The 21,371-nt window shown below is 61.5% G+C and carries 8 protein-coding genes and 8 pseudogenes; 6 read left to right on the top strand and 10 right to left on the bottom strand.

From position 1 onward, the window contains the following. Positions 1-326: 326 nt before the first annotated feature. The 9 genes and pseudogenes from NHF48_RS22600 to NHF48_RS22640 all read right to left on the bottom strand — a co-directional run bounded on the left by NHF48_RS22600 (position 327) and on the right by NHF48_RS22640 (position 14,558). Entirely contained in the window at positions 327-1,367 is a 1,041-nt protein-coding gene (locus NHF48_RS22600) for a glycosyl hydrolase family 8 (RefSeq protein WP_263817082.1), read from the bottom strand. Between the two features lie 22 nt (positions 1,368-1,389). Further along, a complete protein-coding gene (gene bcsD, locus NHF48_RS22605; RefSeq protein WP_263817083.1) occupies positions 1,390-1,836 on the bottom strand; it encodes a cellulose biosynthesis protein BcsD in 447 nt (148 codons plus the stop codon). Positions 1,837-1,841: 5 nt separating this feature from the next. Further along, positions 1,842-5,201 (bottom strand): cellulose biosynthesis protein BcsC, encoded by a 3,360-nt coding sequence (locus NHF48_RS22610; RefSeq protein WP_253072698.1) that lies wholly within the window; start codon positions 5,199-5,201, stop codon positions 1,842-1,844. Further along, positions 5,198-9,551, bottom strand: a pseudogene (gene bcsA, locus NHF48_RS22615) (UDP-forming cellulose synthase catalytic subunit). Before bcsA ends, NHF48_RS22610 begins: the two are co-directional and overlap by 4 nt. Beyond that, a complete protein-coding gene (locus NHF48_RS22620; protein ID WP_056484269.1) occupies positions 9,548-10,264 on the bottom strand; it encodes a cellulose synthase operon protein YhjQ/BcsQ in 717 nt (238 codons plus the stop codon). Before NHF48_RS22620 ends, bcsA begins: the two are co-directional and overlap by 4 nt. Then, a complete protein-coding gene (locus NHF48_RS22625) occupies positions 10,264-10,557 on the bottom strand; it encodes a hypothetical protein (RefSeq protein WP_253072699.1) in 294 nt (97 codons plus the stop codon). Before NHF48_RS22625 ends, NHF48_RS22620 begins: the two co-directional genes overlap by 1 nt. A 665-nt stretch (positions 10,558-11,222) precedes the next feature. Continuing rightward, positions 11,223-12,029 (bottom strand): EAL domain-containing protein, encoded by an 807-nt coding sequence (locus NHF48_RS22630; RefSeq protein WP_253072700.1) that lies wholly within the window; start codon positions 12,027-12,029, stop codon positions 11,223-11,225. A 106-nt stretch (positions 12,030-12,135) separates the two neighbouring features. Continuing rightward, a pseudogene (locus NHF48_RS22635) lies at positions 12,136-13,089 on the bottom strand (diguanylate cyclase domain-containing protein); the annotation flags it as partial. A 232-nt stretch (positions 13,090-13,321) separates the two neighbouring features. Beyond that, positions 13,322-14,558: pseudogene (locus tag NHF48_RS22640) on the bottom strand (integrase). Between the two features lie 152 nt (positions 14,559-14,710). Between NHF48_RS22640 and NHF48_RS22645 the strand changes: the two are divergent. Beyond that, positions 14,711-15,802, top strand: coding sequence for a hypothetical protein (locus tag NHF48_RS22645; protein WP_263817085.1), 1,092 nt, complete (start codon positions 14,711-14,713; stop codon positions 15,800-15,802). Between the two features lie 106 nt (positions 15,803-15,908). Here the strand turns inward: NHF48_RS22645 and NHF48_RS22650 are convergent. Continuing rightward, a pseudogene (locus tag NHF48_RS22650) lies at positions 15,909-16,426 on the bottom strand (integrase core domain-containing protein); the annotation flags it as partial. 159 nt (positions 16,427-16,585) lie between these two features. Here NHF48_RS22650 and NHF48_RS22655 point away from each other — a divergent pair. From NHF48_RS22655 to NHF48_RS22675, 5 genes and pseudogenes are all read left to right on the top strand, one after another. Continuing rightward, positions 16,586-16,951, top strand: a complete 366-nt coding sequence (locus NHF48_RS22655) for a hypothetical protein (protein ID WP_253072716.1) — start codon at positions 16,586-16,588, stop codon at positions 16,949-16,951. After that, positions 16,948-17,040 (top strand): annotated as a pseudogene (locus NHF48_RS25565) (hypothetical protein); the annotation flags it as partial. The gene NHF48_RS22655 and the pseudogene NHF48_RS25565, both read left to right, overlap by 4 nt. A 341-nt stretch (positions 17,041-17,381) precedes the next feature. Further along, positions 17,382-18,577 (top strand): annotated as a pseudogene (locus NHF48_RS22665) (AAA family ATPase). A 62-nt stretch (positions 18,578-18,639) separates the two neighbouring features. After that, a pseudogene (locus NHF48_RS22670) lies at positions 18,640-19,681 on the top strand (ParB/RepB/Spo0J family partition protein). 196 nt (positions 19,682-19,877) lie between these two features. Next, a pseudogene (locus NHF48_RS22675) lies at positions 19,878-20,670 on the top strand (replication initiator protein A). The last annotated feature ends 701 nt before the right edge of the window (positions 20,671-21,371 follow it).

Consider the following 21,371-nt stretch of genomic DNA (forward strand, 5'->3'; position numbering starts at 1 on the left):
CCATTGTTAGGTGCAGCCTGTGTCGACAATAGTAGGCAATTACCGACGGTATCTGCCTGATTCGAAACCTGCTGCTTATAAAGCTATGATACCGCGGTCATACCCCGGCCTGCTTTTCGTGCTCCACAGCTCATGTTAAATTTGAATAATGGGCAGTCCGCGTTTAATTCGCACACCTCAACGTCAAATTCGCTTACGTGTATTTCTCGGTCAATTGGCAAGCCCGTAATAACTGGATCGTTCGCGAGCTTAAACTCAAAAGCTGATGCAGGATGGGGAAGATGAGGACCCGGAACCGTAGGGTTAAATACGATTGACGCCACCACTCAAGCGAAAACCTCAGCTAGGCACTGCAGTGCCGCAGCGTAGTAATCTGTCGAAAGCACATGCGTTGATGGGGTCCCAAGCACGCGGTTCACGACGGCTTGGCCGCCGGTCGACAATGGATATTCCGCAACTTGGCCGGTAATGACGTTGGTCCAAGCGGGTATTCGTTCAACCGGCAACTGCCTCCAAAAGGTTCTGATCGGCACGACCAGCGCATTGCGACCTGAAACGTTGGCATAAAGCGGCACGCGAATGGCGTCGAAGCCGAACCGCGGAGGTTTATCTACTGCCGGGGAGACCGCTCCGACGTTCGAGACGTCGATCCAGTCGGTGGGCAAGCGGTGCGCACCGAACTGTGATGCCGCAATCAAGGCTTCGCCGTCGGTGATAACCTGTCGCCAGACCGCCGCGTTGCCTGTCTTGACGAATAGATCGAGCGCAGGCCAGACATAATAGCACGGGTTAATCGTCGTTCGCGCGGCGGTCGAGAACCCGTCCAACCCTGGCAGCAAGATCATTCTGCCGCCGACCGTCTTCACGAGGCGGGTGGCAATCGCATCCACGATCACCCGGGAACGCGCAGCATAGCGTGGCTCGTGCCATCGTTTCGTCGCTTCTGCCAAAGCATAGGCGATGAGCAGGTCGCCATCGGTCGCGTTGTTACGATCGGCTACAGGATTGGCCGAGCGCGGATCATAGCGCCAAACGTATAGCGGGACATCCGGCCGGGCGAGCTTGGCTTCGGTCCAGCCGAGGATCTTATCGAACGCCACGCGGTCGCCGGCAGCCTGCGACAACAGCAGCCCATAGCTCTGGCCTTCGCTGTGGCTGACGTCGCCATTGCCGTTATCGACGATCCGGCCGTCGTCCGCCACGAACCGCTGCTTGAACGTCGCCCAGCTCACGCCGTTTGTGCCGGTCGCCGGTAGGGTAGTTGGCTCAACTGCCGCGAGGTTCTGCGTTGAGCTGTTCTCGGAGGTAAGTGTTCGGTCGTCCAGTGTGCGTGCGTTACTGCACCCTGCGATGGCCAGACCGGCCATCCCGACCATGACGTGGCGACGATCAACGTCCATGCTTCAGTCGCACCTCTGTATCGCTCCACCACAGGGTGCGTGTCGTTAGATCGGCACCACTGCCGAGCGTATGCAGCCAGGCGTCATACGCTCCCTCCAGCAACGGTCGCAGGGTCTGTTCGGTTGCACCGCCGAGAATCGGTGCCAGCCGACGGGCGAAGCCGGTATGCGTGATTAGCAGGCCGTCCTCGGCCAGTTCGAACCGTACTTCGCCGCAGTCGTGCTCGCGCCACAACCGGTTGATCGAGGCGGCGAGCGCAGCGATATCCTGCGCGTCGCCGACCGGATGCGCGCCTGCGATCCGTGCGCCGACCGCGCGGAAGAACGCGCGTCGCTGCGCGGTGGTGGCGCCGCCCCCGACTTCGGCGACGATGTTGCCCAGCAACAGGGATGCAGCAGTGGTTTCGGTCGCGTTGTCGGTGGACCATTCAGTCATTGCGTTCATTTGGCGCCCCCCAAGGACTGGCGCAATTCGAAAGTCGATCGGTAATCGTCATAGGTCCCGAACGTGTTGGCACTGGCCGAGGCGCCTATCCGGGTGTTCGGGTTCAAACGGTAAAACAATGACCCGTCCGCCGAGAAGGCAAAACCGGTGTTGCTCAGGCTGTCGTAATAAGAGCGGACATCAGAATTCCGCGCCTTCAACGCGTCAAGTTCGGCCTGCGCGTCAGGATCGGTCGGATAGATTGGCGCTCGATCCTGTTCGAAGCTTTGATAACCTGGCGCAACGCCGAAACGCCCCTCCCAACGCCTTGAATTGTACGCATACCGGATCGGTACGCTCATGCTTAGGAAGCTCTGCGGGCTGAAATAGCCGCCATGACCGTAGGTGAAGTAGTTCTGATTGTTGTCGAACGCCTGCCAGTTAAGGTTGAGGCCGCCAGTGAGCGTCGAACGCTCGTCGCGGTAAACAGGCAGATAGCCACCCGCATTCGCCTGGTAACCACGGTTCTTTCGAACCGCTTCACCGGCATAACGATAACCCGACACGTCGGCATAGACGCCCGTCCCGTCGCTGTCCCACGAGAGCGATGCTCCGCCTCCGGTCCGCATGACTTGACCCCAGCGCGCGCCGGTGACGGGATCCCGCGTGCTAGCGTAGGACACAATGCTGTCGGTCACTGGCTCGCGCTTCACCCAGCCTTGCGCCGTTACCGTCCGGGAAATTTTCGGTTTAGCCGTCACGCCCCACGTCATTTCGGTATTGTGGAACCCGATCGGTGTCGATCCGACCTCGATCCGCACGCCGGGGCTGTCGTACGATGCCGAAACAGCGACGCCGGAGGCGTGCTGGGTATCGGCTTGGACAAGAGCTGAAGGTAACGCGTTGACGATCCCTTGCGCCTCCGGCGTGGCGTTACGGCCGAACCGAGCAAGCGCGGAGCCGGTTGGGCGGCCGGAATCGATCACGACCGGTGTCGCCGACACGGATACGCGACCACCAGCGACACCCGTGGAAAGCGTTGCAGTGCCCGACAATTCACGCAATTCGCTCACGCCCGTCTCGCCAGAGCGCTCGCGAAAGCCGAGCTTCATTTCCGCGCGCGGACCGGTGTCGTCGCTTAACCGGGCGATATCGTCGCGCAGGCGGATCAGCGTGGCATCGCCGCCTGCAACGCCGGCCTGCGGCACCGCGTTGTTTGAGGACGCATAGCTACCTGGCGCAAACCCAGTTGGTATCGAAACACCGGGCAAGCCTGCGCCGTATCCGGGCGCCACGGTGAAGGCCATCGGCGTCGAAGAGCGGCCGGGCTTGGAAGTCGGGATCGGCCCAGCGCTCAATGCAAACGGGTTTGCCGCAACGACCGGCACCTGTTCCGCCTGGCGGAAGGGATTTCCCGAACCCATGCCCGCGGCGAACGGATTAGTCCCGCTCAGCACGGCACCGGCGCCGGAGCGGGCGGCATAGGCTGCCTCGGCACGACGCAGATAGCGTTTTGCCGCTCCCTGATCACCGCGAGCTTGCTCCATCTGACCGGCAGCCGCGTAGATCTCGTAATCGTCTGGATAGGCAGTAAGCGCGCGGTTAACGGTGGCGGCGGCGACGTCGTGATTGCCGCCGGCGCCAGCACTGCCGATCAAGCCGATCAATGCGCCCTTGTCCCGCGGATTTGTCGTGAGCACCATCTGATACGTCTGCGCCGCCTGCGAGGACATGTTGCCCGACTGGTATAATCTGCCGAGCGCACTCAGCACATCGACATTCCCCGGCGACGCGGTCCATGCCTGTTGCAGTAGGTCGAACGCCTGTGCGTTCTGGCCCGTCAAACGCATCCGGTCCGCCTGCGATGATGCCGCGATTCCCTCGAGACGCGCAATTGCCTGGGCACCTGAAGCGGATCCAGCCGATGCCGTCCGCGCACGATCGATCACGCTAGCAACCGCAGCATCCTGCCCGGTCTGCGCCAGCACCCGAACGATCGGCTCATAATCCGCTGCGGCTGTAGGGTTTGCGGCTAACGCGCGCTCAGCTAGCGGAATGGCGCCAGCCTGATCGCCGAGATCATTCAGGCCTCCGGCAATCGCTGCGAGCGATGCAGCGCCTAACGTCGGGGTCGAGCCGATCTGGCGCAACGTCGTAATCGCCTCACCGCCCCGGCCCTGTGCCGCGATCGCCTTGGCCCGCGCAACGGCAGAGTCCACCGCGATTTGCGCCTCGAAACGACGTATCGCCGGCGTCTTCTGCGCTTCGGTCAACCGCGACAGCAACGACGTTGCCTGTACCTGCCGACTACGTTCGTTGTGGAGCATCGCTGCAGCATACAACGCGTCGGCGGTACCGATTGTCTGGATCGACTGGATCAGTGCCTCGGCTTCCGGGGCACGGCCCTGCTCGATCATGTACCGCGCATATTCGTAGCGGATCCACGGGTCCGTTGGGTCGAGCAGCAGCCCACGCTGGAACAGGGCATCTGCCTTTGCAGGATCGCCGTGCGTCGCTGCCTGCAACGCGTCGTTGCGTACCACGCGGCTTTCGAGCTGCGACGCGCTGCCGCCTGCCGAACCCGCCTGGCGTGCAAGATCAGCCGAGTCCGCGTAGCGACCTTGGCGTTCATAGATGTCAGCAAGCAGCGCCAGCGCAGGGCCGCGATCCTTGACGTCGGTACGCGCGAGCGCCTCGGCCTGGGTCTGTGCGCCGGCGACATCACCGCCTGCGAGACGCGCGCGAGCGTTGCCGAGCCCCGCATAGAACTGCGCGGACGCAAGTGCCTCCGACCAGCGCGACCGATTGCCACGTGCCGAGGCGCGCAACAGGAGGCTGGCCGACTCAGCAAAGCGCGACTGCCGCAACCGGACGATGCCAAGGCCCCCTGCCGCATCAGCATCGTTACGGTTATTGGCAAGCGCCGCCTCGAATTGGCGTTGCGCTTGTACGAGATTGCCTTGGTCGAGCGAGCGGAAGCCCGCCGCGCGTGAATCCCCACCGCGGTCCAACGGTGTCGGTACTGCTCTGCGTGCCGGGGCCGTCGCCGGCACCGCTCGCAAGGCAGTTGCTGGCGCGGGTTCGGCACCGGTCATGCTCGACGGAACCTGCGCTGGCCCCTTGCTGGGCCGTGCAATAGGTGCCGGGGCCGGGGCACTTGATGCAGACAAGGCACGACGAGCTTCAACGTTTGACGGATCGATTGCGAGCGCACGACGATAGGCGACCCGCGCCAAGTCCATGCGACCGCGCGATTGCCAATACCGTCCCTGCTGGACGAGCGCACCGACACCGGCGACCTGCGCGGCCACTGGTTGGACAAGCGCTGGCAAAGCTATGCCCGCCATTAATAGCGCTAGCGTGGTGAAGCGGATCATGCCGCGTCCTCCGAACCCAGGCGACGCCGCTGCTGACGCGACAGCAGCAAATATAGAGGCCCTGCCAGCAGGAGCGCGATAAGCAAGCCGCTTAGCGCCATCAGCAGCGGTCGTTCGCTGAACCACCAGCCAATCCGCATCCATACCGGCAGCGATCCGGACCAGTAAGTCTGACCGACCGCAAAGCTGCGCATGCCCTCGCCATTGGTTACTGATAGATCGCCTTGCACCTGCGCATTAATTCGCTGCTCTGCGAGACCTTGGATAAGCTCTGGCAAGTCGGTTGGATCCGTGCTGAGCATCGCAACGACCGTACGTGCGCTATCAAACGGTGATCGGAAGCTGACGAAACCTTCGAAGCGCGCTGCGGTCGTAAGAAACGCGTTGGTCTCGGTCACGTCACTATCACCGTAGGGAGAGATCAGCCCGAAGACGCGCTCGATCGGATTGCGTTCTACCACGCGCAGTCTGCCGTTCTCAATCCGCACCGGCGCACCGGCGAACAACGCGGACGCGCCGGCGGTCTGCGGGATACCGATGACCAGCACGTCATGCCCTTCAAGCCGGTCGCCGTCAGCTGCCTGCGTGACAGTTACCCCCGTGGTGGCGGCACCGGTCGAGTCGCCGAAGCGGCCCATCATCGCCAGGAACGCCTCGACGATACCAAGGTCGGGCGAGGCGGGGACGACGACGACGGTCTCGGCCAAGTCGGGACTGATCGTGAAGGGATAGCCTGCGTTCGCGAACGTCGCGAGGCTCGGCATCCGCTGCGCATGATAGGCGTGCGTCAGGTCGATCGCGCTGTCCGGGTCAATCGCAACATGGACGTTCTCGGGCAGCGTGCCCTCGCACTTCTTCTTGGTGCCGAGGATCAGGTTGTAATCGAAGATCAGCTCGTTCTGGCCGAACAGATTATAGTTCGGCAGTTCGACTTTTGCGCGAGCCTGGCTCGACGATGCGCCGTCCTGGCCGCCGATCAGCGCCTTCCACCATGCCGCGCCGGCAAGCGGGAGCGTCCGCAGATACTGGTTGTTGATCGAGATATCGAGCCGCGAAGCCCGACGGTCGAGCCACGTCGCCGACGGATAGCGATAGCGCAGGTCGAGCGATGCGCCACCCCGCGGCCAGAAGAACAGGTCGGGTGCGGTGCGGAAGGCGGCAGTCAGCGGGCCCGGTGGCAGGCCGACGCCCTGCAGGGCGCGGGGGTCCATGATCTCGCCCAGTTTGACGGCACGGTCCGAGCGGAGCCAGCGGGGTGCGGCGTAGCGCGCGTAGGTCGGGATGCGGACGCCGTCGAACGAGGCCGCGGCGCCACCGATCGTGCCTCGCCCAGTCGCGAGCGCGGCGGCGGCAAGCTTCAGTTCGCGTTCGTCGCGGCCCATCACCAGCAGCAGCTGGCCGAAACCGTCGAACGGATTGCGGATCACCTGTGCCGATGGCCCGGCGATGGTCGGAACGTAGCTGCCGACGCGCATGCCGGGACGCAGGAAGACGATCGCGTTGCCGCGCGGGATGCGGCCATAGCTCGGCTTGAACGCGAACCCGCGATAGCTGGCGAGCCGTCCGAACCAGGATGCGACGCTGGCCGCGGCCTCAAGTTCGCCATTCGACGGCGCCGCACCGAACACGAACGGCAGGTTGAGCGGCAGATTGTCGGCGCGATCGAAGAATGGCGACGGCAGCCGTGCAAGATCCGGCCCGAGCGGGAGACGCTGGATCGTCAGGTCGAGCGCCGAGCGCGTATTGCTGACGTTCGCCCAGAGCGAGCTGTGGAACGGATCCTCGCAATCGCGGGTGTAGTGACCGATCAGGCGCAGGTTGAGCTGGTTGTCGCCCGGCAGGAACAGCGCGGGATTGACCGCCATCGTGAGCTGCTGACCGCCGGCACCGTCGGGGGGTGAGCCGAACCGTACGGACGACCTCGCCGTTCAGGATCACGACGAACTGGCTCAGATCCGGCAGCAATGCAGGGGACCAGGCGAGCGCGAGCGTCAGGTTGGCTGCCGTGACGACCTCGTTGCTGCGAAGCCCGAACGGGATCGCGATCTCGCCGCGGGTGCCGGCAAGCCGGATCGCGCTGCGGATACGCAGGTCGCGTAGCGTCAGGCGCTCCTGGCGGATACCACCCGGTGCTTCGGGTGCGGACACCGGTACGGTTGGAGCCTGCGCGGCGACCGGCTGCGGCAGGCCGACGCTCATCACCAACGCGGCGGCGGCCAGCGCGGCGGTTACTGCCTTTAGCCGGATCCGTTCGCGATGGCGTTCTGCGCGGTTTAGGCCGAGCAAGCGTTTGAGTGTGACGAGATCTACGACCAGAATGTCGCGGAGCGAGCGCAGCGTTGAGATCGGAGCCCGTGGCGCTTCCGGTTCCCAGGCATCGTTGCGGCCCATGACGGCGCGTACGAGTTGACGTAATTGAAGCATGTCGAGTTCCAGAAACCGCATGGTGACCAAGGTCTTGTCGATAAGTTGCGTTTCGACTGGGAGGGTGAGCACTTCATCCCCCATCGGCAGCGCGACGTGGGTGACCTCGCGGTCGGCGAGCGTCACGCCCGGTGGCGCGGTGATCGCAAGACCGCCCATCGAAAGGTCGATCGTTTCCGCATCGACGACATGGCCGTCGCTGAAATAGAGCGTCGCCGGCAACTGGACGGGAATGCGGATGTACTCGCGGACCTGCCGCGTCTCGCGTGCGACCGAAACGGCAGCAAGCAGGATGACGAGGCTGAAGACCGCCCATACCGTGTTCAGCACCAGCGTATCGCCCTGGATGTTGAACAGATGCGCAAAGAACAGGTATTTGACGACGCCAAACATGATGCCGAACAGCACCAGGCCGATGCAAATCAGGTGAGGTCTAGCGGTGGCGGTATCGAAATGCGTCTTGTCGAGTAGCGACCCCTTGTCCGTCACATTGAACTTGCCGCCATGTGGGCGGAACAGCGTTACCAGCGTAGGCTTGACGAGGTGGAACGCGAGGATAGTCTCGTACACTTCTCCCCAGAACGGACGGCGATCGCCGCCCTGCAACCGACCGCCCGATACCTGCGCGCAATAGAGGTGCGCTGCGGCATAGGCGAAGATCATCCCGGCAGACGCATGAATGATGTTCTCGCCGAGGATGAGATATGCGAGCGGGCTGGTCAGAAAGGCGATGCGCGGCAGCGGAAACTGGAAATGCAGCATCGCGTTGAGGTAGCAAAACCGCTGTTGCAAGCTCAGGCCACGACCGAACAACGGATTGTCGATGCGCAGGATCTGCGTCATCCCACGTGCCCAGCGGATACGCTGCCCGATGTGCAGCACCAGCCGCTCGGTCGCGAGTCCGGCCGACAGGCGGATGCCGAGATACGCGGTCGACCAGCCCATGCGTTGCAGGCGCAGCGCGGTATGCGCATCCTCCGTGACGGTCTCGAACGCGAATCCATTGGTGTCGGCAAGCGCCGCGCGGCGTATGATCGCGCACGACCCGCAGAAGAAAGCGGCGTCCCACAGATCGTTGCCGCGCTGAACCGCGCCGTAGAACAGGTCGCCCTCGCCCGGCAGGTCGCGGACCGAGCCCAGGTTACGCTGGACCGGATCGGGCGAATAGAAGTGATGCGGCGTCTGGACGAGCGCGAGTTTTTTGTCGCGCTGGAACCAGCCGACCGTCATCTGCAGGAAGGCGCGCGTCGGGACGTGATCGCAGTCGAAGATCGCGATCAGCGAGCCTTCGGTGTTCGACATCGCGGCGTTCAGATTGCCCGCCTTCGCATGGTTGTTATCGGCGCGCGTGATGTAGCCGCAGCCGACAGACCGCGCGAACGCGCGGAATTCAGGCCGGCGACCGTCGTCGAGCAGGTAAACGTGATAGCGATCGCGCGGGTAATCCATGTCGAGCGCCGCGAGCACGGTCGTCCGGACGATCTCCAGGCTTTCATTGTAGGTCGGAATATAGACGTCGACGGTCGGCCATTCGTGCGGTTCGCCCTCCGGCTCGACCGACTGGCGATCGAGCGGCCACGCAGTCTGGAGCACGCCGAGCGCGAGGATGACCCACGCATAAAGTTCGGCGAGGTACAGTCCCATGCCGAGTACCGTGCCCAGCGCGCTTTCGAATTCGAGCGTCGCGGTGGTCCGCCAGAACAGATAACGCGTCGATACGACCAGCGACAGCAGGGCGAGCACCAGCGTCCCACGACGCGACTTCGACCGCCCGAGCACGATCGCGCCCAGGATCGACACGCTAGCAAAGATCCACTGCGATTTCATATCCAGCGGCACCGTCACGACGACCAGCGTCAGCAGAGCGGCGACTGTGATGCCAAGCGTATCGGCACGAAAGGCCTTGCGGACCGATCCGCGCGTCATTCCGCCGGCTCCGAGACGGCGGTAAGGCCGCAACGGGCCTGGATTGCGTCGGTCATGGCTTCGAGATCAGGCAGCACCACGCTCTGCTTGGCGTAGCGCACGATCGGCTGGAACGATGCCAGCGCCTCGTTCACTGCCTCGTCGCGGCGCACAGTCGCGATCAGATTATCGCCGAACAACGCGCGCAGGAATATCTGCGAATGGCGCGACAATTTGCGCGTGTCGTCGACCTGGTTGAGAACGAACACGGTCTGTTCGAGGTCGATCGTCGGCGTACCCGGCTGGACCTTCGCCAATGCCGCGAGCGATGTCGGTTGCGGCACGAGCGTGCACAGGTGCAGCGCGGCGTGCGGCAACAGGCTGGTCTTCAGCGCGAGGTCCGCACAGGCGACATCGGCGATCACAATACGCTCGCTATCGAACGGCGACGCGCCCGACCGCGCCATCAGGCGCCCGAACGCGCCGCTCTGGACGGCGGCATAGCCCGACAGCAATTCGACGCCGTCGACGACGATGCCTTCGGTCGTGGCATCGGTCATCGCCGGGATTTCCTGCGCAGGGAGCATCCCGAAGAACAGCTTCAACGCGTCGGCATGTGTAAAATCAATCGCGGAGACGTCGTGCCCCCGTGCTGCAAGGCCGAGCGCGAGACGGGCGGTCATGAACGTGGTTCCAACACCGCCGACGGGTGAATGGCACAGAATTAACGGCATCAGCGGCGCTCCGTACTGTCGTCGGAAAGGCCGGACAGGAACGCGCGCAAGCTGCCGCCCTGACGTTGGCTAGGGTCGCCGCGCCCCGACATATCATCGTAATCACTCAGGAAATTTGCGGCAGATGCCCTTTCTTCCTTTGCGCGTTCGGCTCGGCCGACGACACGCTCGTCCTCTAGCAATGCCGCGAACAACGGCCACGGCTCAACGTCTGCAATTGGATCGGCAAACTGGCGATACTGAAAATCGCGCTGCCCCAACCTTGATAATAGTGCCTTTGCATCGGGTCGCATCCGGAACTCCTTGTTCCAGCATGCTTCGCAGTTAAGGTTTTCGAGTTAGTTAATTGCCTTCCGTTAGATACATACAAATTCTTCTAGATCCCGGAATGCTTGACGAGCCGAGCACGAATTATATCGCAGAAGTTGCGAATGCTCGTGGCGATCGCCTTCCAACAAGATGGCACGGACGTCGTGGGCGATGCTGACGAAAAATGAGGATTATCGAGTTGCAGCATAGGCAGAAGCAGCATGACGTTATGCTGCAAGTTCTGCCTGAGGCCGAATAAACGGGAGTGTAAGAAGGCGACGACCCGATTGAGCAAAACAATGGAACAGATCTGGATTAGAAAAACCAGTTTAGGACTCAGAGTGCTACAGCTCGCCAATGAAATTTGGATCTGCTTCGCGGATCGCCATACCAGCCAGCGGCTTTGAATGCCGTCTCAAAAGGCCTGACAGAAGACCGCATTCGATCACTAACCCACACGGTCAGAAACCTCTTGCATCACGGGCGGCAACCACAAAAGTCCTGGCCTAGGAAATGTTCGCGGCCGTATCGGATTAACCGCTGACCCGCGGCAATACGCCGCTGCGACAATCAATACTTTCCGGCATTCAACGTCACCGTCGCCGGTGACGTACAGCACCTTAGACTGATGGATCCTATCCCCTGCCGCTTAGTTTTTCACCGCCTTGGGCGCGATGCCCTGCGCGTGCTCAAGGAGAAGGGCGGTCGTAGTATCGCGATTGGCTGCGGGTGAGAAGATGTACCCCTGCCCTAACGCACAGCCGATTGCGCGAAGCTGTTCGACTTGTTCTTCAGTTTCTATCCCCTCGGCGACGATCCTGATGCCCATCTTTTTCGCGGTACGGATAAGGCCTTCGACGATGGTTACGCTGACACCGTCGGGTTCCAGGTGGTCAACGAACAGTTTGTCGATCTTGATGACATCGACGGGAACGGTGAGCAGGTGCGTCAGCGATGCGAAACCCGTTCCAAAATCGTCCAGCGCGATACGTATACCGTCAGCGCGTAACGCCCTGATCGCGCGCTGGATCGCTTGGTCGCCACGTCCCATGTACACCGTCTCGGTTACCTCGAGAATGACGTGATCGAGAGGGACCTGTTCGCGCTCGAGCGCTGCGGAGAGAACCTGTCCTACGGCACCGCCACTTAAATCCGCAGACGAGACGTTGATACCGACGTGTTGGAACGGAATACCCAAATCCAGCCATCGGCGTAGGTCAGCCGCGACAAGCGCCATCATCCGGGCAGTGAGCGAAGTCGCAACCTGGGCGTCGGCAGTCGCCTCATGAAAGGCGGCAGCCGAGACCAGGTTGTCGCCGATGCGCATGCGGCAAAGCGCTTCCAGGCCTACGATCTCGCGCGTGTCTAGTCGGAAGATCGGCTGATAGTGCGCCTCGATCCGGTCCTCTCGCAAAGCCGCGCTGAGGTCCCTGATTGCGCCCATGCGCCGCGTCATGTTCGAGCGGAGCCCTGCCCAGTATCGTACAAAACCACCACGACCGGTTTCCCTTGGCGTGGTAGAGGGCAAAGTCGGCATTCTGCCGAACACTTCCAACCCCCGCGTCGTCCGATGAAAACGTAGCACCTCCGATGGTAGCGCGAGGGACGATGCTATGCCCGCCGCAGTCGGCAGCAACCGAAAGCGCGCCTAGAACGTCATTAGCGATTTTCGCCAGGTTACAAAGCGCTTCAGGAGCCTGGAGAATGACTGCAAACTCGTCGCCCCCGACGCGAAACGTTCGCCCGGGGCTCACCGCTGCTGAGATCCTGTCGCTGGCGATCTGAAGAAGCTCGTCACCCGCATGATGCCCGAACGTGTCATTCACGACCTTGAGATTATCGAGATCCAGAACGAACAGCGCCCAACTGCCCACCGCAGCGCCTTCGAGTTTGGATAGTGCGGCATGGTAAGCGGCCCGATTTGGGCAACCGGTCAAGGCGTCGGTAAAAGCGCGGCGTTGGTGCTCGAGGACACGCTCATGTCGCTCGATAGCGATTTGCGTGAGGTTAACGCAGTTAGCCACCACCTCGCGTTCGAAGGCCGTCGGTCCGCGGGGGTTACGATAATAAAAAGCAAACGTCGCGATCGCGCGACCGTCTGTATCACATATCGGACTGGACCAGCAGGCGCGGAGCCCGTGGGGAAGTGCGAGATGTTTGAACTGCGCCCAGCGGACGTCGGTCTCGATATCAACGACGGTAATTTCTGTCTTTAGATAGGCAGCAGTTCCGCAGGAGCCGGCTAATGGGCCGACTGACAAGCCATCCAAGGCTTGGGAGTATACTTCCGGAAGGCTCGGGCCAGCTAGCGGATGAAGCAGGCCTGCCACATCGACTGTTAAAACCGAACAGATTACGTCAGGGAGGATCCGCTCTACTTCTACACACAGCGTGGTACACGTTGGTGTGAGTCCGGCGCCCTTGGCAATCATTTTCAGAATGACGTTCTGAAGATGAAGCAGTACGGTTACTGTATCATCGCCTCCGTGATATGGATCGGTTTCAGAAAGTCCCATGGAAACAGAGCGTATCACAACGCCGATTTATAATTCTTTAAAGCATAAATAAAACCCGTATATCAAAACATCCGTTTTGGATGCTGTTTCCGGAATCCGATCGGAAAATCCGGCGAGAACTCGATTGCTGATTACAGAGTCGATATTCAAACCGCTTGCTGCCGTAATCGACCATAGGCGTTCAATCGCGTTACTACGTTGCCAAGCCGATGCGGCCGTCGGTTCCTCGCCTTCAGCTCCTGATGCGAGAGAGTACACGCGCCGCAACATTGCTCCTGGCGGCAAGCTTCCGCCCATAGCGCAGTGCCGTCGACGGCGACGACCAACGGAGCGCCTGGGCAATGCCAACGCCGTCCTCGCCGGCGGCAAACAGATCCTGCGTCAGCCCAACGCGCAGCGAATGGCTCGACAACGCGCGCGCGGCCTCCTCGACTTTGGCGATCGGCATCTCGACCAGCCCCCTGATCAAATGCACTCAGCGCCACCCGCCGATAGATCCCGTTGACGCCCTGCCGGCTCAGTGAGGCCGTACCAACGGTATAGACCGTCCGCGCCGGTTCGGCCTTCTTGCCCTTCAGCTTCTCCTGCCAGTGCCGCGTGTGCCCCGGGATCGCTTCGTACGCCATCGGCGGAACCGCGGCGCGCAGACGGCGCCGATCGACCCCGACGCGGCGGAAGACCGGCCCCTCGGTGATGGCGCTCGCGACCAGCCAGGCGCCGACCCGGCGCATCGTATCGGCTGACAGCCAGCCCCAAGCCCCCTGCCCTTCTTGATCGGTCTTGGACGACGGGATGAACAGGAGCGCCGAGCCATCGCTGTGCGGATCGATATGCGCGACGGTAACGGCGACCAGCTCGCTGACGCGCAGTCCAGCGTCATAGCCCAGTGATAGCAGCGCGGCATCACGCAGCCCCTGCAGATCGCCGCCACAGGCGCCGAGCAGCGCGGTCAGCGTGAACCCCTTGGTATGGGGATCTAGCGAGGCCCCGAAGCGCAACGGCGCCGCTTGGCGTTGAGCAGCGCCACGACGCCGGCGCAGGCCTTTGAGTGCCGCACGGACCATGACGTGGCTCGTCGGTGCATGCCCCCTCTCCTGCAGGCCTGACAGGGCGTGTGCGGTGGCGAGACTGGCAACCCGCCGGGCCACCGTTGCGGGCTTGGCGCCCCGCGTTTCTAGCATGGAGATGTAGCGGACCAGATTCTCGGGCTCGGCGGGCAGCGGCACGATACGAGTGTCCTCACACCAGCGCAGATAGCAGGCGAGATCTGAAGCCAGTGCCGCCTTGCTCGCCGCGGCCATAGCGCCAAGCTGCGCGGCGAAGCCGATCTCGCTGACAGGGCCAATGTCAGCGGGCAGCGCGAGGCCCAGCAACCGCGTCACGCGAGCATCGATCGGCTCGACCAACCCACGCCGCGCGCGGACCGGCAACCCCTCCCCGTCGGTGCAATGCACAACGATCTCGCTCATACCGCACCTGCCCGCTGGTCCGTTTTACCCTGCATTTCGCCGTCATATCACATCGCTGTAGTTACCATAATGTCCGATTATGGTAAGTTAAAAAAAGAAAGAAAAATAGCGCTGCCTAGTAATCTTTGATCCGCTAGGTTATCTCTAAATTTATGGTGCGTAATGATTTTGCCCCGTTGGCTCACGCATTGGGGTGCCTGACCGGCGCAACACGGTTTGCCACTGCCGAATGCAACCGGATCAGCGGTCTTGCGACTGTTGCTGAGGCATGGCGCGCGTACCGGCGCGATGCCGGCGTCGGCGATGTCGGTCTTGCCCATCAGGAGAGCATCGACGCCGACACGCTTCTCCTCACCGACGACCTCCGTCGTGACGCTGTACTCTTATGGCTTGCTAATCATGCTGTGCCCGCGATCGCAGCGCCCGCCGCCATGCTGGCACGCACGGTCGATGCGTCCCGGCATTTTGGGCCTGATCAGTTAGCGCTCCTCGACGCAGCACAAGCCGCTTTGCTCGCAGTGCAGACAACCGGCTCGCTTGCTATAGCTCTCGGACTCGCTGGGCTTGCTGCCGATCACCCTTTGCAGCAGATCGCGCCGGCCGTTGGCGCTATCGATGTGCTGCTCGACGATCCCGATTTCGCCCAGCAGGACAGCCATGACGCCATGCTGGAACTGCCGGATGGACCGCTGCATCGCTATGTCGCAGCACCACCTTCAGGGTGTTGGGCGCTCAACCTAGCGTTGTTGGGCCACAACACGGGCGTCAGGCCTGGACTTGCGGGGCAGCTTCCGCGGACCGTCTTTCGTCTTAATTTGACGACTCAGGAGCGCGCCGAGGCACTTGTCCAGCATTGTGAACATATCGCTCGCGGTTGCTTTGACCGCCTTGAACAGAGCAACCGCCGCTGCGTTCGCGGTATTGAAGCGCTTACCGGCCTCTCCCGCAACGCACGCACGCGCGACGCGTGGGCGCTCATCGTTGCGGTCGGCCCGCTGCGGCGGACCCAGCTTGCACGGGCGCTAGGTCTGTCTCGAGCCGGGGCCGATATCCAGGCGCATGCGCTCGCCCGTGCCGGTCTCGTTACCCTCGCAGCAGGCGGTCGTATTCATCCGACGCAACGTGAGCTTTTGGTCGAGCAACCCGCTATCCTGGACGACGGGCCGCTGGCCCTTGCCACGGCCGACCTTGATGCAAGCATGGCTGATATCGATCGGTTGATGGAACGTTCAAGGCGTCATTAAACGTCGCGCGTTTCGATTACGGGTTCAGCCTACGGCTAGCAGTGGCAACCAGTCAACTACAGCGGCTCAGATAAACAGATATTGCCGCATTCCCACGAATTGAGTGCTAGGTGTTTAATCCCGGCATCTGGTGGATCGGATCGACGATGAACCTGTCCGGCTCTGACGTCCAGATTTGGCGATGTATTCGTAAGGCGTGAGGCCACTGAGCGTCTTGAGCCGGCGGGTGAAATTGTAGGCCGTCATGAAGTCGGCGAAGTGCAACTACAACTGCTCGTGGCTCTCGTAGTGAAAGCGTTTGACGGTCGCTTCCTTAATCGTGCGGTTCATCCGCCGCTCGACCTGCCCGTTGGTCCAAGGGTGGTTAAGCTTGGTAAGCCGATGCTCAATGTCATTGGCTTCGCAGATCATGTCAAAGCGCATTTGGCGCGACGAGGCGGTGTTGCGGTTGCGCGGTTGCTCGGCGAACTGGATGCCATTGTCGGTCAGGATCGTGTGAATGCGGTAGGGCACGGCTTTCAACAGATGTTCGAGGAACTCCCAAGCCGTCCGCCTGTCAGCCTTATCGACGAGCTGGGTGACCGCAAACTTGCTAGTGCGGTCGATGCCGACGAACAGGCAGAGCCCTTCGACGAGCTTGTCTGTGGAAAATGGTGTATTCACGAGGTTCCTGAGCGGGATGGCCACCCCGCTCAGGCGGTGGATGTGAGGCCGTTCGACAGGCTGGTCGTCAAAGACCGTTCCTGAGCAGGGCCGCATCCGTCTTTCCCAAACCCCGAACAGTTGCTTGGGACCGTTAACGGACCCGCACGACGAGCCTGGGAGACCGGATCATGTCATAGCCCGACCTTTGTCGGCATCGATGTTGCCAACGACGAACTCGCTATTCACTTTCATCCGACCGGCATGCTGTGTCGCGTCGCCAACAGCAAGACCGAACTTGCCATGCTCGGCCGCAAGCTGACCCGGCTTGCCGGCACGGCCCGTTTGCGGATCGGCTTCGAGGCGTCGGGCGGTTACGAGCGCAAGCTTATCATCCTGCTCGATCGGCTGGCACTTGCCGCCTATTTTATAGATCCGGCACGGGTGCGCAGCTTCGCCCGTGCCGAGCACAGCTGGCCAAGACCGATTCACTCGATGCTGCGGTGATCGCACGCTGCCTTGCTGCGCTGCATGCCAAGCTCACGCCCCATGTCCACAACCCCGAAGCCATCAGGCTTACCGAGCATGTTCGTCTGCGCGACCTCGCTGTCGCCCAGGCTGTCCAACTGGGCAACCAGCTCGAGACCATCGCTGATACCGCCATGCGTCGCATCAGCGTCGAGAGCGAAGCTTGCGATCGCTGTATTGCTGCTCTGACGGCGTGCGTGGTCGTGGCGCTCCCATGACGTACCTGTCCCATACGGCTTCTTCCATTCTAACGACGGATCACACCATCAAACCGTGGGATTAAACACCCAGTACACTAATAGCGAAGATCGCCTCACCGTAGACCTTTTTTATACCATACCCTTACGCATTGAGTTTAATACGCGTATAAAATTGCCCAGAAGCTTCAGACGAGCGATCGGACCAGTGCATGAATGCCATTGTCAATCATATCGGAGAACTGGCGGACGCGGGCGAGCGGATGATTGAACGCTTACGGCGCAAGGCATTCCTGCCCGAAAGCCGCAAGGGTCTCAATGTCCGCTTCGGGATTGCCGAGGCAGCGCAATTACTCGACTGTTCGACCAACCGGATCCGCATGGCGGAGGATGACGGTCGCCTCCCCCTGCCCCGGCGGGTGAAAATGGGCGGAGACTTGGTTATTCGGTCGAGGAACTACTGCAGATGCGCGAGGTACTTGGCGCCTCTCCTGCACGCGCACTGTTTGATATCCCCGCGATCATCGCAGTGCAGAATTTCAAAGGCGGGGTGGGCAAGTCGACGGTCACGTGCCACCTCGCGCATTATTTCGCGGTGCAGGGGTACCGTGTGCTGGTTGTCGACTGCGATAGCCAGGCGACGACGACGACGCTGTTCGGGTTTAACCCCCATTTCAATATCGCGCGAGAAGAGACGCTCTACCCCTATCTGTCGATCGATCCGACCCAGGCCGACCTGCTCTATGCGGTCAAATCGACACCGTGGCCCAATGTCGACCTTATCCCATCGAACCTCGAATTGTTCGACGTCGAATATGAACTTGCCGCTGCGGGATCGGACGGGCAGTCGGTGCTCGCCGCGCGCTTCCGCAAGCTCAAACAGGGGCTGGCCGATCTTGCGCGCAATTACGACGTGGTACTGCTCGATCCTCCACCTGCTCTCGGGACGATCAGCCTCGCGGTGATGCAGGCGGCAAATGCGCTGCTCGTCCCGCTCGCCGCTACGACGCCCGATTTTTGCTCGACCGTCCAGTTTCTGTCGATGATGAACCAGGTCCTGCAGCAGCTCGCGCATGCCGGAATCGAGGTCGAATATAGCTTCCTTCGGCTTATATGTTCGAAGTTTGACAGTAACGATCCCAGCCACGCAATGGTTCGCACGATTATGGAACAGAGCTTCGGTCCAGCCTTACTCCCGGTGCCAATCCTCGAATCCGCCGAGATCAGCCATGCCGCGATGCGGATGATGACGATCTACGAACTTGAACGCCCAATCGGTACTCCCAAGACGCACAAGCGCTGCCGTGCCAATCTTGACGAGGCGATGGGGCAGATCGAGCAACTCGTCCGACAAGGCTGGGGCCGTGTCGAGCCCGCACGCGAGGAGGATCTACTCCGTGTCGCGTGAACCCGAATTGGTACTGTCCTGCGCGGCAGCGTTCCCAATAAGTCCAGTGCGGGAGGTGCAGCATGGCGCGTAAGCAATCTGACTATCTCGCAGCCTTGCTGGCCGACGAATCAGCGGAAATCGACACCGACGCGCCCCCTGCCCCGCCCACGTCCGAACGGACGCGTGGGACGACACTGCTCAACCGCGAGACTGCACTAGCGCGAGTGACTAGCGGGGAAGTGCGACAAGTGACGCAGCTGCTACTCGATCCAGTGCGCGTGCGGATCTGGCCGGGTAATGCGCGCAGCTACCAGCATCTGACCGAAGAAGGCTGCCGCGAGCTAATCGATTCCATAATCGCCGAGGGCGGACAAAAGGTTCCTGCCGTGGTACGCCGTGTCAACGGCGATCCTACACATGACTTCGAGGTGATTGCGGGTACTCGACGCCACTGGTCGATCAGCTGGCTACGTGCGCATTCCTATCCTGAGATGCAGTTCGTAGCGCAGGTTGCCAACCTCGACGACGAAGCCGCATTCCGGCTTGCCGATCTAGAGAACCGCGCGCGGAAAGATGTGTCAGATCTCGAGCGTGCCCGTAATTATGCCGAGGCGCTCAAGGCCCATTACGGCAACCACCTGACGCGGATGGCGGACCGGCTCAAAGTGTCAAAGGGTTGGCTGTCAAAGATGGTCAAGGTCGCACAGATCCCAGACGCGGTGATTACCGCGTTCGCCTCCCCCTCCGACGTCCAACTCAAGCCTGCTTATGCATTGGCGCAGGCGCTCAACGACAAAGTTGCCGCTAAGGCTATTCAAGGTGCTGCTCGAGATCTTGCGCGTGAGCAGGCTGCGCGGCGCGATCGGGGTGCGCCCCCCCTACCCTGCTGGCGACGTGCTGCGGCGGTTGCTCGAGGCGTCGAACGATCCCACCGACGCTGCGCCCCCGTTCACATGGACCACGCCGTCTGGACGCCCTGGGCTCAGCATCCAGTCGAGCAACCGACAGGGCGTAACAATCCGACTCCATGCCGGGTCGGGCGCCGGGAACGACGAGCTGGTCAACGCGCTGCGGCAGGCGCTCGTGCATTTGGAGGCCGAAGGCCGCGGACTGCAGCGGTGAGTGTGTTTCCCCGGGGAAACATGCTCCGTTCCATACCAACGCGGACGATTGCCGCTACCGCCCCGATGATGTTTTCCTTTGGGAAACACTCAGGTCGTGACGGCATGACACGCGCCGATCGTCAGAGGGTGTCTGAGCGTTCGACCTGCTCCTCCCCTATCTCGCCGACCTGCCGCTGCGCGACCAGCGCGAGATGATGGAGCGTCCGTTCTTCAGCCTCGCCAAGCCCAAGCGAGTCAAGCCGATCGATTATCGCAGCCCCGACGGCAAGCTGTGGGTGCACGTCTCAGGCAACCCTGATTACGGGATGGCGACGATTTGGGATGCGGACATATTAATCTATTGCGCGAGCGTGCTTGCGGATATGGCCCGGCGCGGGATCAACGACGTTCCGTGCAAGCTCTACCTTATGCCCTATGACCTAGTCCGCGCAATTGGGCGGCCCACGACCGGTCGAGCGTATGAACTGCTCGGCCAAGCGCTCGACCGGCTGGTGTCAAGCACGATCAAGACCAACTTTCGCCGAGAATCGCCGAGAGGCCACGTTCAGTTGACTCGATGGGTGGACACAGCTGGTCGACGAAAAGACCGAGCGGTCGCGTGGGATGACGATCGAGGTGTCGAACTGGTTCTGGGAAGGCGTAATGATGCAGGGCGGGGTGCTGTCGATCGACCCTGCCTATTTTGACCTGACGGGCGGGCGTGAGCGCTGGCTATACCGCGTCGCGCGCAAACATGCTGGAGGGGCAGGGGAAGTCGGCTTCGCGATCGCCATGCCGACGCTGTTCGAGAAGTCGGGCGCCAAAGGGCAATATCGCCGCTTCAAGTTCGAGATCGCGAAGATCGTCGAGCGCAACGGGCTGCCGGGCTATGCGCTAGCCTTGGAGACGCCAGCTGGAAAGCGCGAACCACTGCTGCGGATGCAACGTCGCAGCGACGTCGAGCGCCCGATGAAAACCGTGGTGGCACATGGGGCAGGGGGGCGCTAAAGCCCCAGCAAGGTCAACGTCAACCAACCCCACTGCCACAGCCAACGATGCGGATGAGACGATTGACGTAACAGCGCTGCTGCGACGGTCGCGGACCAGTCTGGCGACACGCGCCACCGCCGGCGAAATCACCGACGCGACAATGGCAACGCTGTGCAGGGAATGCCCGGGATGGGATTACCAGACATTACACGATCAGTTTCGCGCCTGGGTTGAGGCGGACAGTACGCACACGCCGGTGAGTTATCAGGCGGCGTTCATCGGCTTTGTACGGCGCTACCATGAAAAGCACCGTCACGAACTTGGGCGTTAGCACTGCTTGGCCTTACGAACCGCCTTCGCCTTGAGAGGGGCATAGGGGCCGCGTACTCCAAAATCCCTATAGCCTAGTTCAACCGTTCCCGAAGTGTCGTGTTTGTAAACGCCCCTCCTTCTTTACGCTTGGGTATCTGTCGCAATTGAACATCCCTTAGGACGAACCTTAGCAATCTGATGCAATTACTCGAGAAAATTACGCAATCGAGCCAGCCTTCGACACTCTAGGAACAAGGTTCGCTCCTTTAGGAACGCAAAGTCGACCTTTCGGGAACTTTTTCCTCGACACTCTAGGAACAGAACGAAGACACATCTGGAACCGCGTTATCGAGCTAACTCAAGGAAGACAGGGCATTCAAGCGCATTAGAAAGGCGATTAACTCATT

The organism is Sphingomonas sp. H160509 (assembly GCF_024124765.2).
Classification (GTDB): Bacteria; Pseudomonadota; Alphaproteobacteria; order Sphingomonadales; family Sphingomonadaceae; genus Sphingomonas.